We start from the raw sequence: 13721 nt of genomic DNA on the forward strand, positions 1-13721 counted from the left end.
AGGTTAGTCAGAGAATCTGACGAATTTCATCGAGGGTCGCGGAGCCCATGGTGCCGAGATCCAGTTTTGCGGTGTTATTCACGGTGCTGACGCCGTTGACATAGGCGTAGTTCAGCGGCTGTGCCACCAGTTGGGTGCTGCCATTGCTGGCGGCGAGTGAAACCGTATATTTGCCGTCCGGTGCGGCGCTGCCATCGTCCATCTTGCCGTCCCACGAGAAGGTGTGAACGCCGGCGCTGAGACCGCCGAGATCGATAGAGCGCACTACGCTGCCGTTGCCATCTTTGATGGTGACGCTGGTGGCGGTCGACGCGGTGCCCAGCTCCACGCCAAACGGCGTGCTGGTGCCGCTGCCGACCAGCACCTGGCTGCCCTTCACCATCACGCCATGGCCGATCAGCGTTGAGCTCTGCAGCGACTGGCTGGTGCTGATCTGACCGGAGATCGATCCCAGCGTGGTATTGAGTTTTTCAATGCCGCTCAGGGTGTTGATCTGCGTCAGCTGGGTTGTCAGCTGACTGTTGTCCATCGGGTTAGTCGGGTCCTGATTTTTCAGCTGCGTCACCAGCATGTTCAGGAACTGGTTTTGCAGATCCTGCGCGCTGTTGCCGCTGCCGGTGCTGCTGCTGGAGCTGAGGACCGTGGGGTCGAGGTTGTCTTTAATCCCTACTGCAAGGCTCATAATGCGTCTCCGTTACTGACCCATGGTGAGGGTTTTCATCATCATTGACTTCACCGTGTTCAGCACTTCGACGTTGGCCTGATAGCTGCGCGACGCGGACATGGTGTTAACGGTTTCGGCGACCACGTCGACGTTAGGCATTTTGACGTAGCCTTTCTGGTCAGCCAGCGGATTACCCGGGTCATACACCAGTTTGGCGGGCGTCGGGTCGTTCACGACACCGGCTACTTTGACGCCGCCGGTGGCCGCGCCCTGAGCGGCATCGGTCTGGAAAATCACCTGCTTCGCCACGTACGGCTGACCGTCCGGCCCGGTGACGCTGTCGGCGTTGGCCAGGTTACTGGCGCTGACGTTGAGCCGCTGTGACTGTGCGGTCATCGCAGAACCGGCGATATCAAAGATATTCAGCAATGCCATGATTATTGCCCCTGCAGAACGCTCATCATGCCTTTGATCTGGCTACTGATGAGGGTGAGATCGGTTTGGTATTTCAGGCTGTTATCCGCAAACTGCGTACGCTCGCGATCCATATCCACGGTGTTACCATCCGCGGCAGGCTGATCGGGAATGCGGTACAGCAGATCCAGTGCGGGCTGTGAGTTGGTCTGCGCTTCAATGTGACGTGATGACGTGACATTGAGCGCCAGGCTGCTGCCTTCGGCACGGCCGTTCTGCATCACCTTGCTCAGCTGGCTGGCAAAGTCGATATCCCGCGCCTGGTAGCCCGGGGTATCGGCGTTGGCAATGTTAGACGCCAGAATCTCCTGGCGCTGCGCCCGCAGGTTTAATGCTTCTGTACCAAATCGCAGCGCGGCATCGAGTTTGTCGAGCATGCTTCCTCCGCGAATGAGAATTTCGAGCTGACAGCTTAATGGGACAAAAGCAAGGGCTATCGTCTGAATAGCAGCAAAAATCGTGGCTATTTTTCACCTTGAATTTTTGGTGCGCGGAGTAGACTCAGTGCCATCTTTTCGACAGGAGGCGTTGATGCGTACAACTTCTTCCCTGCTGGCCCTGCTGTGGCTGGCCTTCGCGACGCCCGGCTATGCCGCCGATCTCAGCGCGCAGCTGACTCAGTTCTTTCAGGCACGCGATCCGCAGCACGCCGCCGGTATGACCGTGGTGGTCCGCACGCCGCAGACGCAGTGGCCCGCCTGCGACACACCGCAGCTGCTGCTGCCGGGTAACAGTCGCCAGTGGGGCAATCTGAGCATTGCCGCCAGCTGCGGCCAGAATCGTCGCTATCTGCAGGTACAGGTGCAGGTGACCGGTGAGTATCTGGTGGCCAATCGTCAGCTGGCGCGCGGCAGCAACGTCAGCGCCAGTGATTTCCGCCTGGAAAGTGGCCGGCTGGACACGCTGCCGGCGCGCGCGCTGCTCAGCAGCAGCAATCTGGCGGACGCCATTGCCCTGCGTGACATTGCGCCAGGCCAGCCGGTGACGGCCACCATGCTGCGCCAGCCGTGGCGGGTGAAAGCCGGTCAGAATGTGATGGTGATTGCCAGCGGCAACGGCTTTAATGCGAGCAGTGAAGGTCGTGCGTTAAACAACGCCAGCGCGGCGCAGACGGTGCGCGTGCGCATGAGCAATGGCCAGGTGGTAAGCGGTCGTGTCAGCGAGGATGGGAATATTCTGATATCGCTATAAAGCGTTAAAGAACGCTGTTGTTCTGCCGATAGAGATATCAACAATGATATTACCCTATGCTGACTCAGTTGGCTGATCCCCAACTGACCCTAACAGGAGCCACACCATGAGTATCGACAGAACGCAGCCTTTAAAACCGGTGAGCACTGTACAAACCCGTGACAGCAGCGACAACCAGGCAAAAGTGCGTCAGAACAGCGCACCGGCCGCCAGCACCAGCCAGAATGGTGCAGAAGTGACGCTGAGTCCCGCTCAGGCGCAGCTGATGCAGCCGGGCAGCAAAGATATTAACACAGCGCGCGTAGAGCAGCTGAAGACCGCCATTCGTAATGGTGAACTGAAAATGGATACCGGTAAGATCGCCGATGCGCTGATCGCCGATACCAGGGCGTTTTTAGAGGGTAAATAGTCCCGATGGATAATCTGCTGACCACCTTAGATAAAATGCAGGATGTGCTGGGTTCGCTTAACGTCGTGATGGATGAAGAGCAGCAGCAACTTTCTGCCGGACGGATTAATGGCAACCTGCTGCAGCGCATTACAGAAGATAAAAGCGCGCTGCTGACGACGTTGAATTATCTGGACGAGATGCGCCGCAAAACCGAGCTGTCGCTGGGTACCAAAGCGCCTTATCGTGGTCACAGTGATATCGCACGCCGCTGGCACAGCATTCAGCAACATACCCAGCGTCTGCGCGACGCCAATCAGCACAATGGCATGCTGTTGCAGCATCAAATGACCTTTACTGAACAGGCGCTGTCGGTGCTGAAACCGCATCAGACCCAGTCGTTCTACGGTCCGGACGGTCGTGGTTTAGGCCAGGCCACGCTGAGCCGCAAAGGCTAAACGCAGCCGTGCTGCGGGTCCGCTGAATCAGGGTCGCCACGCCGGGCGACCCTTTTTTATTGTGCGCTCACACCGCCGTGCGGCGGGCAAAATCGCGCGGGCGGAAACCCAGTAAACCGAGCATCACGAAGTAAGCGCCGCCGCCAATGGCGCACACCGCCGCCAGCCGCAGTAGCCGCCACCACATCTGCCCCTCTTCCCACGCCGGCATCACCTGCAGAATGCCCAGCAGCGCAGCAGCCATCACCGCGACGGCGACCAGCAGACGCAGCAGGAAACCGTGCCAGCCCGGCTGCGGCTGAAAGATTTGCTGTTTGCGCAGCTGCCAGTAGAGCAGCGCCGCATTCAGGCAGGCCGCCAGACCAATCGACAGCGACAGACCGGCGTGCTTCAGCGGGCCAATAAACGCCAGGTTCATCAGCTGGGTCATGATCAAGGTGGCGATAGCAATCTTTACCGGCGTTTTGATGTCCTGCCGCGAATAAAAGCCCGGCGCCAGCACTTTCACCACGATCAGCCCCATCAGCCCAACCGAATAGGCAATCAGCGCGCGCTGGGTCATCGCCGCATCAAAAGCGGTAAATTTGCCGTACTGGAACAGCGCCACGGTGAGCGGACCGGAAAGAATGCCCAGCGCAACCGCGCTCGGCAGCGCCAGCAGGAAGCACAGACGCAGGCCCCAGTCCATCAGACGGGAATATTCATCGTGGTTGCCGCTGGCAAAACTCTTCGCCAGCGACGGCAGCAGGATGGTGCCGAGCGCCACGCCCAGCACGCCAGAGGGAAACTCCATCAGACGATCGGCGTAGTACATCCACGACACCGAGCCGGAGACCAGAAACGAGGCGAAAATGGTATTGATGATCAGCGAGATCTGGCTTACCGACACGCCGAGAATCGCCGGGCCCATCTGGCGCATCACCCGCCACACGCCGGCATCGCGCAGGTTGACGCGCGGCAGTACCAGCATGCCAATCTTTTTCAGGTGCGGCAGTTGATAAAACAGCTGCAGCAGCCCGCCCACGACCACTGCCCACGCCAGCGCCATCACCGGCGGATGGAAGTGCGGTGCGGCAAACAGCGCAAAGCCAATCATGCTGATATTCAGCAGCGTGGGCGCGAACGCCGGGACGGAGAAGCGGTTCCAGGTGTTGAGAATCGCCCCGGCCAGCGACGCCAGCGAGATCAGCAGAATATAAGGAAAGGTGACGCGCAACAGCGAACTGGTTAAGGCGAACTTGTCGGCGGTATCGGCAAAACCCGGCGCCGTCACCACAATCACCCAGGGCGCAGCGACCATACCCAGCACCGTCACCACCGCCAGCACCAGCGTCAGCAGGCCTGATACATAGGCAACAAACACCCGCGTGGCGTCTTCGCCCTGCTTGCTTTTATATTCGGCAAGAATTGGCACGAAGGCCTGTGAAAAGGCGCCCTCGGCGAAAATACGGCGCAGCAGATTGGGCAGTTTGAACGCCACGAAAAAGGCATCGGTGGCCATGCCAGCCCCGAAAACGCGCGCCACAATGGCGTCGCGGGCAAAGCCCAGCACGCGGGAAAACAGGGTCATCGAACTGACCGCAGCCAGCGATTTCAGCAAATTCATAATGAGTGGCGCATCCTGAAAAGTGTCGGATAAATGAGCAACTTAGCGCGGACATCCTGCGATGTCCGGCGATAGTCTACTGCTGCGGTGGGAAATGACCAGCATTGAGTGTTACAAGGGATTATTCCTGTACGGCGTCGCGCCACAGTTTTTCCACCAGACGCTGCGCCGCCAGCGCCTGTTCACCGCTGGTTTCAGGCATCGTCTGATTTTCCACGCACTGGATAAAATGGTGTGCCGCACCGCTGAAGCCACGCTGGGTCAGATGACTTTGCCACGCCGGCGGGACATCACTGCGCAGGCCGCTAAGCGTCTCTTCACGCCAGTCGCGCATCTCATTAATCTCGATGTAACGCCCGTCGCAGATGGCGCTGACCACTTCACGCTGCGTGCCCGCGCGGCGATGCATACTGGTGGTAATTTGCAGCGATCCGGCCGAGAAATGGTGCTCACCGTAGAGCATTGCGCCGTCATCATGGGTGTCGATATGGCCGAGCTCCAGCCTGAGCTTGCCGCCGGCCAGCCACAGCGCGGTATCGACCACATGCAGATAGTCATCCAGCAGGGTAAAGCGCAGGTCGTGCGGGCCGACGCTGTCTGCCCGGTGTTTCTCAATGCACAGCGAGGACGCGCCCGGCAGCTGCGCTTTCAACTGCTGGTAGCGCGGTGCAAAGCGCCGGTTGAAGGCCACCATCAGTTTGCGTTTGCGCTTTTCCGCCAGCGCCACCAGCGTCTCCGCCTGCTGCAGCGTTTCGGCCAGCGGCTTATCGACACAAACATCTTTACCGGCCAGCAGCAGCGCCTGCACCACCTCAAAATGGCTGGCGGTGCTGCTGTGCACAAACACCGCATCGCTGGCCGCCGCCAGCGCATCCAGCTGACTAAAATAAGGAATACGGTAACTGTCGCAGATCGGCTGCGCCCGGGCCTGGCTGGGCGAGAACGCGCCCACCAGCTGCCAGCCACTGGCCTGTGCCAGCACCGGCAGCCAGGCTTTCTGCGCGATACCGCCAAGCCCGACCACACCAATACGCAGCGTCATTTCACGCCTCCCGCTGCAGCAGTTGCTGCAGCTGAGCATCAAGGCGCGCCACCTGCGCTTCCAGCTGAGCAACGCGCGCGGCCAGATCGTCAGACTCAGGCGACGCGGTGTGGCTGGCAGGTAGTTCGTCCACCACCTCGCCGCCAAACAGGTGCATATAGCGGCTTTCACGCTTGCCCGGCTCGCGCGCCAGACGCACCACCATGGGGCCGTCGTCGCGCGTCGTCAGCCCCTCCAGCGTGCGTTCCACCTCGGCCATGTCCTGAAACTCATGCAGACGACCACTGCGGGTACGCAGTTCGCCCGGCGTCTGCGCGCCGCGCAGGAACAGTAGCGTCAGCACCGCCACTTCGGCGGCATTCAGCTGCAGATTGCCAAACGCCGAGTTGCAGAAACGCTGTTCATATTTGCTGACGCGCTGACCGAAACCGCTGTTAGCGGTGACCAGATGCTTTTTCACCAACTCATCGAGCTGTGCCTGCACCTCGCTTTCGCTCAGGTTCATTACCGGCTCACGGTTAGATTTCTGATTACAGGCGGTGACCACGCCATTGAGGGATAACGGATATTGATCCGGCGTGGTGACCTGCTTCTCCAGCAGGCAGCCGATCACGCGCAATGCCTGCGCGGAGAGAGCCATCTTCATTACGTGTTCCTTTTATTATTGTCCGCGACGATCCGGGTTCCATTCGCGCCAGGTAAGCGCCGTCAGCACATGATCCTGCCAGCGGCCATCAATCAGTAAATAATCTTTGGCGTAGCCCTCTTTTTCAAAGCCGAGGCGCGCCAGCAAATCACCGCTGCGCTGATTGTGCGGCATATAGTTGGCCATGATGCGATGAATGCGCTGCTGGCGTTGCATGTAGCGAATCGCCGCCTGCAGCGCCTCAAACATCATGCCCTGCCCCTGCCACTTCTCTCCCAGCGAGTAGCCGAGATAGCAGGCATGAAACGATCCGCGCAGCACATTGCTGAAGTTGGCGACGCCGCGCACTTCATGCTCTTCCGGGTCCATCAGCACAAAATAGAACGCGGAGCCCTGTTTATGCATGTCGGCAATTAAACCCAGACGCGCCTGCCAGCCGGAAGGATAACAGTGGCTCTCATCGCGCACCGGTTCCCAGGGTTTAAGAAAGGCGCGGTTTTCGGCGTAATAATCCGCCAGACGCCAGGCATCGCGTTCATGTACTAAACGCACCACCAGACGATCGGTGGTAAGCCGCACGCGCGGGCCAGCAGAGCGATAGCCAAACATCATGACTCCTGAAATCCATAACGAAAGAAAGATGTACGCCAGCGGCGTTACTTCTCACTATAACCGTCACCCCGGCTGCGGTAAAACCCCGCGCATCGCTCACGGCAATTGATTCCGATTAAGGATTAATTTCTCTTCAGGCTGGATAAAAAAATATCATCCTGAAAACGCTATTTTTCCCGCCGGAGCAGGCAGAAAATAGACCAACTGGTCACTTTTCCTTCTCACTTGCTCAGGATTCAGCATGTCACGGGTTGCGCGGGCACGACGCCTTGGAAAAACGTTTCTGTTAGTCGATAACATGCTGGTGGTAATGGGATTCTTTGTGGTGTTTCCCCTGATCTCCATTCACTTTGTGGAACAGCTTGGCTGGGCCGCGCTGCTGGTGGGCATTGCGCTCGGCCTGCGTCAGCTGGTGCAGCAGGGGCTTGGCATCTTCGGTGGGGCGATTGCAGACCGTTTTGGCGCACGCCCGCTGATCGTCACCGGCATGCTGATGCGCGCTGCCGGTTTCGCCTGTATGGCGCTGGCGCATCAGCCGTGGCTGCTGTGGCTGGCCTGTCTGCTGTCCGGACTGGGCGGCACGCTGTTCGATCCGCCACGCAGCGCGCTGGTGGTGAAACTGGTGCGGGCACGCGAGCGCGGACGCTTCTTTTCGCTGCTGATGATGCAGGACAGCGCCGGCGCGGTGCTGGGCGCGCTGATTGGCAGCTGGCTGCTGGCGTGGGATTTCCGTCTGGTGTGCTGGGTCGGTGCGGCGGTGTTTGTCGTCGCCGCCATCTTTAACGCCGTGTGGCTGCCAGCATGGCGCATCTCTACGGAGCGTATCGCCATGCGCGAGGGAATGCAGCGTGTGTGGCGCGACCGCCGTTTCCGCCTGTATGTCTTTACCCTGACCGGCTATTACATTCTCGCCGTGCAGGTGATGCTGATGCTGCCGGTCATGGTCAATCAGGTGGCGGGCGCACCGGCGGCGGTGAAATGGATGTACGCGATTGAAGCGCTGCTGTCACTCAGCCTGCTCTATCCGCTGGCGCGCTGGAGTGAAAAGCGCTTCCGCCTGGAAACACGCCTGATGGCCGGACTGTTTCTGATGACCTTCAGCCTGCTGCCGGTTGGCATGACCGATTCGCTGCCGTCGCTGTTTTTGCTGATCGCCGTCTTCTATCTCGGATCGATCATCGCTGAACCGGCGCGTGAAACCCTGAGTGCCTCCCTGGCCAGAGCCCGGGCACGCGGCAGCTACATGGGGTTCAGCCGGCTCGGCCTGGCGATTGGCGGGCTGATTGGCTACTCCGGTGGCGGCTGGATGTTCGATATGGGCCAGCAGCTGGCCCTGCCGGAGCTGCCGTGGATGCTGCTCAGCACCGTCGGCATGATCACGCTACTGGCGCTGTGGTGGCAGTTCCAGCCGCGCCAGGTGGCACCGGCGATCTTCAGCAGCTAGTTTGCCGGTTCAGGCGTTCTCTTCCATACTTCCCGCACGTCCGGAAAAAGGGTGACCTCCGTCACCCTGAGAATCACAGGAGAAACGGGATGAAACTTTACATCTACGATCACTGCCCTTTCTGCGTCAAAGCACGCATGATATTTGGCCTGAAAAACCTGCCGGTTGAGCTGATTGTGATGCTCAATGATGATGAAGCAACGCCGAAAAAGCTGATTGGCCAGAAAATGGCGCCGATTCTGCAAAAAGCCGATGGCAGTGCGATGCCAGAGAGCATGGATATCGTGCGCTTTGTCGATAATCAGGATCGCCAGCCGCTGCTGACCGGCAAGCAAAATCCCGCCATCGCCGACTGGCTGCGACGGGTCAATGGCTACATCAACAAGCTGCTGCTGCCGCGCATCGCTGAGGCCGCCTTTGCTGAATTCGCCACTCCCGAAGCACGTGATTACTTCCGCGAAAAGAAACAGGCCAGCCTCGGTGACTTTGCCGAACTGCGTAAGCATGCCCCGGGTTTCATCAAAAATATCAGCGATGACCTGCGTCAGCTGGATAAATTGATCGTCAAACCCAATGCGGTGAACGGCGAGTTGTCTGAGGATGACATTCATCTGTTTCCGCTGCTGCGCTCGCTGACGCTGGTTTCCGGTATCGAATGGCCGAGCCGTGTCGCCGACTACCGCGATAATATGGCGAAACAGACGCAGGTGAATCTGCTGTCGTCGATTGCGGCCTGATGGCGCGGTGATGAGAAGCGCGCGGCTGCGTTTCTCATCTCTCTCCTGGTGACACCTGGCCCTGAATCAGGCAGGCTTAAGGCTGTTTGGCCGTATCAACCAGGAAGAAGAAATGATGAAGAAGGCGTTTCCCGGGCTGTTTGCCCTGTTTTTTGCCGTGCTGCTCAGCGGCTGTAACCAATTGACGCAATACACCATCAGCGAGCAGGAAGTGAATCAGGCGCTGCAAAAGCGCAACAACTATGAGAAAGACATCGGCGTGTCCGGGCTGGTGAATGCCCATATTGTACTGACCGACCTGAGCAGCCAGATTGGCCGTGAAGAACCCGGCAAAGTGACGCTGTCTGGTAAAGCCAACATCAACGTCAGCTCGCTGTTTGGTCCGCAGCAGGCCGAAATGCAGCTGAAGATGAAAGCGCAACCGGTGTACAACGCGCAGCAGGGCGCCATCTATCTGCAGGACCTCGAAATCGTCGACGCGCAGGTGCAACCTGAGAAGATGGCGTCGATCATGAAAACCCTTACGCCGTATCTGAACGAATCCCTCAAGCGCTATTTCAATGAAAAACCCGCCTACGTGCTAAGCGCCGACCGCAGCAAAGGCGAGGCGCTGGCGAAGAAACTGGCTAAAGGGCTGGAAGTGAAGCCTGGCCAGCTGGTCATTCCGTTTACCGATTAACGTTGCAAGCGGCCGTTCTCAGTGGCGGCCATGCATAGCGTGGCAGGATGCCGGCATGATTCTGCCCGCGCCTGCCACACTGCTACGCAATTTGCCGCGCCTGCGGTTATTTCTCTGCCGCACTGCAAAATCCCGTGCAAACGGTTGCCCGCCCCCTTATGATTAGTCCCCGGCCTAAACGAGCCATTTCGTTTTCACCTCAGCCGGAGCCTTTTTGAATGACAGCCCAACCCCAGCAAATCACGATTCGCCGCCCTGACGACTGGCACATCCACCTGCGCGATGGCGCGATGCTCAATGCAGTGCTGCCCTATACAAGCGCGGTGAATGGTCGTGCGATTGTCATGCCAAATCTGGTTCCGCCGGTTACCAGCGTTGCGGCTGCCGAAGCGTATCGCGCACGCATCATGGCGGCGCTGCCTGCTGGGCATCACTTCACGCCGCTGATGACCTGTTACCTCACCGATTCGCTTGATGCGGACGAAATCGAACGCGGCTTCCGCAGCGGGATTTTTACGGCGGCTAAACTCTATCCGGCACACGCCACCACCAACTCCAGCCATGGCGTCACCAACATTGCTTCAATTGCCAGCGTGCTGGAGCGCATGCAGGAAATCGGTATGCCGATGCTGGTGCACGGCGAAGTCACCGATGCGCACATTGATATCTTTGATCGTGAAGCGCGTTTCATCGAAACCGTGCTGCAGCCGCTGCGCCAGCAGTTCCCGGGTCTGAAAGTGGTGATGGAACACATCACCACGAAGGAAGCTGCAGAGTATGTGGCCGCCGGTAACGAACTGCTTGGCGCGACCATTACGCCACAGCATCTGATGTTCAACCGCAACCACATGCTGGTGGGCGGCGTGCGCCCGCATCTCTACTGTCTGCCCATTCTGAAGCGCAACATTCATCAGGAAGCGCTGCGTAACCTGGTGGCAAGCGGCAACCGGCGTGTCTTCCTGGGCACCGACACGGCACCGCACCTGCGCCACCTGAAAGAAGCCAGCTGCGGCTGTGCCGGCGTATTTAATGCGCCGACGTCGCTGCCCGCTTATCTGACCGTATTTGAAGAGCTTGGCGCACTGGAGCATTTTGAAGCCTTCTGCTCTGAGAACGGCCCCAGTTTCTACGGCCTGCCGCTCAACGACGGTACCCTGACGCTGGTGCGTGAGCCGTGGACGGTACAGGAGAGCATCACGGTCGCTGACGATACGCTGGTTCCGTTCCTCGCCGGTGAAACCCTTAACTGGCGCATCAAAGAATAATCATCTGCCGCTTGCCTTCGGGAATTTTATACTGTACAAATAACCAGTATATTATCCCGGAGGCGTTTATGCGTGTTGAAATTACCGTAGCAAAGACTCAGCCCCTTCCCGCCGGTGCACTGGATGCACTGAGCGCTGAACTCACTCGCCGTATCTCCCGCGATTTTCCCGACGACAATCATCACGTCAAAGTGCGCTATGCCGGTGGTAACCAGCTCAGCGTGTTTGGCGGCTGTAAAGAATCACGCGACCGCATCAGCGATATTTTGCAGGAAACCTGGGAAAGCGCTGACGACTGGTTTATTACCGATTAACCGCCACTGTGCCGTTTTTGCCGGGCCCGCCGCCCGGCTTTTTTGTTTTTATTTCCCGCTCGCCAGAAAAACCCGCGCCAGCTAGACTCCGATTAAACGATGTCCTATTCTTGCCTCGTCGTGCTTACAGGAGGTGTGTTGCACATGACTACTGAAAAACCAGAAGAGGCGATGACGTTTGGGGAATTACTGGCCTTCATTGCTGAACAGCAACGCCGTTTGACCGTGCTGGAAAATGCCTTTGCTACGCTGACCTTCTGTCTGGACGATCGCGCCAGTCAGCTGCTGGCTCACAATCTGACGCTCGAAGCGCAAAACCAAAATCATGACGCTCAGTTACAGCAGCATTTTGCCCGGCTGGCGGACGAGATCCACCGGCGCAAAGGGCAGCTGCCTGCCGAGTCGCAGGGATAATTTCAGATTTTTACCCTGGCGTTCAGCCCGTTAAAGTTTTAATGCTGAGATGCCGATAATCGGTATGACGACATGTTGCGCTGCGACAATAAATACCCAGCTGCGTAAGGCGTTTATTTATTCGTTGAAAACCGGCTTTTGGCTGCTTTTATTTTGCTGTGTTTTTAACCACCACACTTTTTAACTACTGTACTGTTAATTCCATGTTATAATTATCTCGCTAGTGCAAGATACAGACGCATTGAACCTCGAAAGCACTTCGTTTAACGAGTAATAAGGAGGTTATAATGGACAGAAGTAAAGACGTCATCCAGACCCATCCGCTGGTGGGATGGGATATCAGCACCGTTGACAGCTATGACGCCATGATGATCCGCCTGCACTCGCTATCATCGCAGGACCAGAAAGAAGAAGAAGCTGACGTGGGCCCAACATACTGGCTGACAACTGACGTAGCCAGACAGTTTATCTCTATCCTCGAAGCTGGCATTGCAAAGATCGAGTCCACTGAGCAATACCTACGCGATAATCGCAAGCACTAATCATCACCATCGCGTGAAAAGGCACCCTACAGGGTGCCTTTTTCATGGGCGCACTCTTTTGATATGCTATTGAAAAAAATCGCCGTTTTGCAGGAGTGATGTCGTCATGGTTTATGATCTGATTGTGGTGGGAAGTGGTTCCGTCGGAGCTGCCGCGGGTTTCTACGCAACCCAGGCGGGCCTGTCGGTGCTGATGATCGACAGCGCGCACCCGCCCCACAGCCAGGGGACGCATCACGGCGAAACCCGCCTGATTCGTCACGCTTACGGCGAAGGTGAACGCTACGTGCCGCTGGTGCTGCGCGCCCAGACGCTGTGGGACGAGCTGGAACGCCAGAGCGGCGAACGCATCATGCACCGCAGCGGCATTCTTAATCTGGCGCCGGCCAGCTCGGATTTCATTCACAACGTGATCGACAGCGCTAACCGCTGGCAGTTAGCGGTGCAGGTGTTACAGGCCGATGAGGTGCGTAAACGCTGGCCGCAGCTTAGCGTACCGGACGGCTACGTAGGCGTGTTTGAGCCCAACTCTGGCTTCCTGAAATGCGAACAGGCGGTACGCAGCTGGGTGCAGCTGGCGGAACAGGCCGGCTGCGCGCAGCTGTTTAACTGCCCGGTCAGCGCAATTGGCCGCGAGGGCGATCTGCAGCAGGTCACCACCAGCGATGGCATATTCCGCGCGCGCAAGCTGCTGATCAGCGCCGGCACCTGGGTCAGTCAGCTGGTGGACAATCTGCCCGTTACGCCGGTGCGCAAGGTGTTTGCCTGGTATCAGGCCGATGGGCGCTACAGCGAAAATAACCAGTTCCCCGGCTTTACGGTAGAGATGACGGATGGCAGCCATTTCTACGGCTTCCCGGCAGACAATAATGCCCTGAAAGTGGGACGCCACGATGGCGGTCAGCCGATGCAGACGCCAGCGGACCGCAAACCGTTCGGCAGCATCGCCGCTGACGGTAACGAAGCCTTTAGCTTCCTGCGCCAGTTTCTGCCAGGCGTAGGCGTGTGCCTGCATGGTGAAGCCTGCAGCTATGACAACACGCCGGATGAAGACTTTATTATCGATACGCTTCCCGGCGAGTCTGACCGACTGATCATCACCGGCCTGAGCGGCCACGGGTTTAAATTCGCCAGCGTGCTGGGTGAACTGGCCAGCGAGTTTGCGCAGAATAAACCGTTCTCCTTTGACCTCACGCCCTTCTCACTTACGCGTTTTGCCTGATGTTGGTGCTGCCGGTGCGGAGC

At 58.2% G+C, this 13721-nt stretch carries 18 protein-coding genes; 11 read left to right on the top strand and 7 right to left on the bottom strand.

The annotated features are described in order from the left end of the window. Positions 1 to 7 precede the first annotated feature (7 nt). Genes flgD through flgB form a run of 3 tightly spaced genes read right to left on the bottom strand, consistent with a single transcriptional unit; the run spans position 8 to position 1515 of the window. Entirely contained in the window at positions 8 to 682 is a 675-nt protein-coding gene (gene flgD, locus ABVR31_RS11615; protein ID WP_021506421.1) for a flagellar hook assembly protein FlgD, read from the bottom strand. Between the two features lie 12 nt (positions 683 to 694). Beyond that, positions 695 to 1099: a flagellar basal body rod protein FlgC gene (gene flgC / locus ABVR31_RS11620; RefSeq protein WP_021506422.1), complete on the bottom strand. Its 405-nt coding sequence runs from the start codon at positions 1097 to 1099 to the stop codon at positions 695 to 697. 2 nt (positions 1100 to 1101) lie between these two features. Beyond that, the gene (flgB, locus tag ABVR31_RS11625; RefSeq protein ID WP_021506423.1) at positions 1102 to 1515 is read right to left on the bottom strand and encodes a flagellar basal body rod protein FlgB; all 414 of its coding nucleotides are present in this window, start codon (positions 1513 to 1515) and stop codon (positions 1102 to 1104) included. A gap of 154 nt (positions 1516 to 1669) precedes the next feature. Here flgB and flgA point away from each other — a divergent pair, with 154 nt between their 5' ends. The 3 genes from flgA to flgN all read left to right on the top strand — a co-directional run bounded on the left by flgA (position 1670) and on the right by flgN (position 3175). Further along, positions 1670 to 2329 carry a flagellar basal body P-ring formation chaperone FlgA gene (gene flgA / locus ABVR31_RS11630; RefSeq protein WP_021506424.1) on the top strand — a complete coding sequence of 220 codons (660 nt, stop codon included), beginning with the start codon at positions 1670 to 1672 and terminating at the stop codon, positions 2327 to 2329. 106 nt (positions 2330 to 2435) lie between these two features. After that, positions 2436 to 2738: a flagellar biosynthesis anti-sigma factor FlgM gene (gene flgM, locus ABVR31_RS11635; RefSeq protein WP_058775421.1), complete on the top strand. Its 303-nt coding sequence runs from the start codon at positions 2436 to 2438 to the stop codon at positions 2736 to 2738. A gap of 5 nt (positions 2739 to 2743) precedes the next feature. Then, positions 2744 to 3175 (top strand): flagellar export chaperone FlgN, encoded by a 432-nt coding sequence (gene flgN / locus ABVR31_RS11640; RefSeq protein WP_141495567.1) that lies wholly within the window; start codon positions 2744 to 2746, stop codon positions 3173 to 3175. Positions 3176 to 3242: 67 nt separating this feature from the next. Here flgN and murJ read toward each other — a convergent pair whose 3' ends face one another. The 4 genes from murJ to rimJ form a co-directional block, all read right to left on the bottom strand. Further along, a complete protein-coding gene (gene murJ / locus ABVR31_RS11645) occupies positions 3243 to 4781 on the bottom strand; it encodes a murein biosynthesis integral membrane protein MurJ (RefSeq protein WP_058759461.1) in 1539 nt (512 codons plus the stop codon). Between the two features lie 121 nt (positions 4782 to 4902). After that, positions 4903 to 5823 (bottom strand): Gfo/Idh/MocA family oxidoreductase, encoded by a 921-nt coding sequence (locus ABVR31_RS11650; RefSeq protein WP_336698596.1) that lies wholly within the window; start codon positions 5821 to 5823, stop codon positions 4903 to 4905. A gap of 1 nt (position 5824) precedes the next feature. Then, positions 5825 to 6469 carry a DUF480 domain-containing protein gene (locus ABVR31_RS11655; protein WP_241797815.1) on the bottom strand — a complete coding sequence of 215 codons (645 nt, stop codon included), beginning with the start codon at positions 6467 to 6469 and terminating at the stop codon, positions 5825 to 5827. 15 nt (positions 6470 to 6484) lie between these two features. Next, positions 6485 to 7078, bottom strand: coding sequence for a ribosomal protein S5-alanine N-acetyltransferase (gene rimJ / locus ABVR31_RS11660; protein ID WP_021506430.1), 594 nt, complete (start codon positions 7076 to 7078; stop codon positions 6485 to 6487). Between the two features lie 244 nt (positions 7079 to 7322). Here rimJ and mdtH point away from each other — a divergent pair, with 244 nt between their 5' ends. From mdtH to solA, 8 genes are all read left to right on the top strand, one after another. Beyond that, on the top strand, positions 7323 to 8525 hold the full coding sequence (gene mdtH, locus ABVR31_RS11665) for a multidrug efflux MFS transporter MdtH (RefSeq protein ID WP_372772822.1): 1203 nt from the start codon (positions 7323 to 7325) through the stop codon (positions 8523 to 8525). Between the two features lie 89 nt (positions 8526 to 8614). Further along, entirely contained in the window at positions 8615 to 9262 is a 648-nt protein-coding gene (gene grxB / locus ABVR31_RS11670) for a glutaredoxin 2 (protein WP_021506432.1), read from the top strand. A gap of 115 nt (positions 9263 to 9377) precedes the next feature. Continuing rightward, positions 9378 to 9941 (top strand): lipoprotein, encoded by a 564-nt coding sequence (locus tag ABVR31_RS11675; protein ID WP_021506433.1) that lies wholly within the window; start codon positions 9378 to 9380, stop codon positions 9939 to 9941. 218 nt (positions 9942 to 10159) lie between these two features. Beyond that, entirely contained in the window at positions 10160 to 11206 is a 1047-nt protein-coding gene (gene pyrC / locus ABVR31_RS11680) for a dihydroorotase (protein WP_278707738.1), read from the top strand. 68 nt (positions 11207 to 11274) lie between these two features. Then, positions 11275 to 11520, top strand: a complete 246-nt coding sequence (dinI, locus tag ABVR31_RS11685) for a DNA damage-inducible protein I (RefSeq protein ID WP_021506435.1) — start codon at positions 11275 to 11277, stop codon at positions 11518 to 11520. 144 nt (positions 11521 to 11664) lie between these two features. Further along, the gene (locus ABVR31_RS11690; RefSeq protein ID WP_010617279.1) at positions 11665 to 11934 is read left to right on the top strand and encodes a hypothetical protein; all 270 of its coding nucleotides are present in this window, start codon (positions 11665 to 11667) and stop codon (positions 11932 to 11934) included. Positions 11935 to 12221: 287 nt separating this feature from the next. Beyond that, positions 12222 to 12476, top strand: a complete 255-nt coding sequence (gene bssS, locus ABVR31_RS11695) for a biofilm formation regulator BssS (protein ID WP_021506436.1) — start codon at positions 12222 to 12224, stop codon at positions 12474 to 12476. 106 nt (positions 12477 to 12582) lie between these two features. Further along, positions 12583 to 13698, top strand: coding sequence for an N-methyl-L-tryptophan oxidase (gene solA / locus ABVR31_RS11700; protein WP_372772825.1), 1116 nt, complete (start codon positions 12583 to 12585; stop codon positions 13696 to 13698). Positions 13699 to 13721 lie beyond the last annotated feature (23 nt).

This window comes from Pantoea sp. WEP (assembly GCF_041678305.1).
Lineage (GTDB): Bacteria > Pseudomonadota > Gammaproteobacteria > Enterobacterales > Enterobacteriaceae > Pantoea > Pantoea dispersa.

Bases quoted from the DNA above. Each gene is read 5' to 3' on its own strand.
- rimJ (WP_021506430.1), bottom strand. From the start codon at position 7,078: ATGTTTGGCTATCGCTCTGCTGGCCCGCGCGTGCGGCTTACCACCGAT.
- bssS (WP_021506436.1), top strand. From the start codon at position 12,222: ATGGACAGAAGTAAAGACGTCATCCAGACCCATCCGCTGGTGGGATGG.
- dinI (WP_021506435.1), top strand. From the start codon at position 11,275: ATGCGTGTTGAAATTACCGTAGCAAAGACTCAGCCCCTTCCCGCCGGT.
- flgA (WP_021506424.1), top strand. From the start codon at position 1,670: ATGCGTACAACTTCTTCCCTGCTGGCCCTGCTGTGGCTGGCCTTCGCG.
- grxB (WP_021506432.1), top strand. From the start codon at position 8,615: ATGAAACTTTACATCTACGATCACTGCCCTTTCTGCGTCAAAGCACGC.
- ABVR31_RS11655 (WP_241797815.1), bottom strand. From the start codon at position 6,469: ATGAAGATGGCTCTCTCCGCGCAGGCATTGCGCGTGATCGGCTGCCTG.
- flgB (WP_021506423.1), bottom strand. From the start codon at position 1,515: ATGCTCGACAAACTCGATGCCGCGCTGCGATTTGGTACAGAAGCATTA.
- pyrC (WP_278707738.1), top strand. From the start codon at position 10,160: ATGACAGCCCAACCCCAGCAAATCACGATTCGCCGCCCTGACGACTGG.
- ABVR31_RS11650 (WP_336698596.1), bottom strand. From the start codon at position 5,823: ATGACGCTGCGTATTGGTGTGGTCGGGCTTGGCGGTATCGCGCAGAAA.
- murJ (WP_058759461.1), bottom strand. From the start codon at position 4,781: ATGAATTTGCTGAAATCGCTGGCTGCGGTCAGTTCGATGACCCTGTTT.
- flgD (WP_021506421.1), bottom strand. From the start codon at position 682: ATGAGCCTTGCAGTAGGGATTAAAGACAACCTCGACCCCACGGTCCTC.
- flgC (WP_021506422.1), bottom strand. From the start codon at position 1,099: ATGGCATTGCTGAATATCTTTGATATCGCCGGTTCTGCGATGACCGCA.
- flgM (WP_058775421.1), top strand. From the start codon at position 2,436: ATGAGTATCGACAGAACGCAGCCTTTAAAACCGGTGAGCACTGTACAA.
- mdtH (WP_372772822.1), top strand. From the start codon at position 7,323: ATGTCACGGGTTGCGCGGGCACGACGCCTTGGAAAAACGTTTCTGTTA.
- flgN (WP_141495567.1), top strand. From the start codon at position 2,744: ATGGATAATCTGCTGACCACCTTAGATAAAATGCAGGATGTGCTGGGT.
- ABVR31_RS11675 (WP_021506433.1), top strand. From the start codon at position 9,378: ATGAAGAAGGCGTTTCCCGGGCTGTTTGCCCTGTTTTTTGCCGTGCTG.
- ABVR31_RS11690 (WP_010617279.1), top strand. From the start codon at position 11,665: ATGACTACTGAAAAACCAGAAGAGGCGATGACGTTTGGGGAATTACTG.
- solA (WP_372772825.1), top strand. From the start codon at position 12,583: ATGGTTTATGATCTGATTGTGGTGGGAAGTGGTTCCGTCGGAGCTGCC.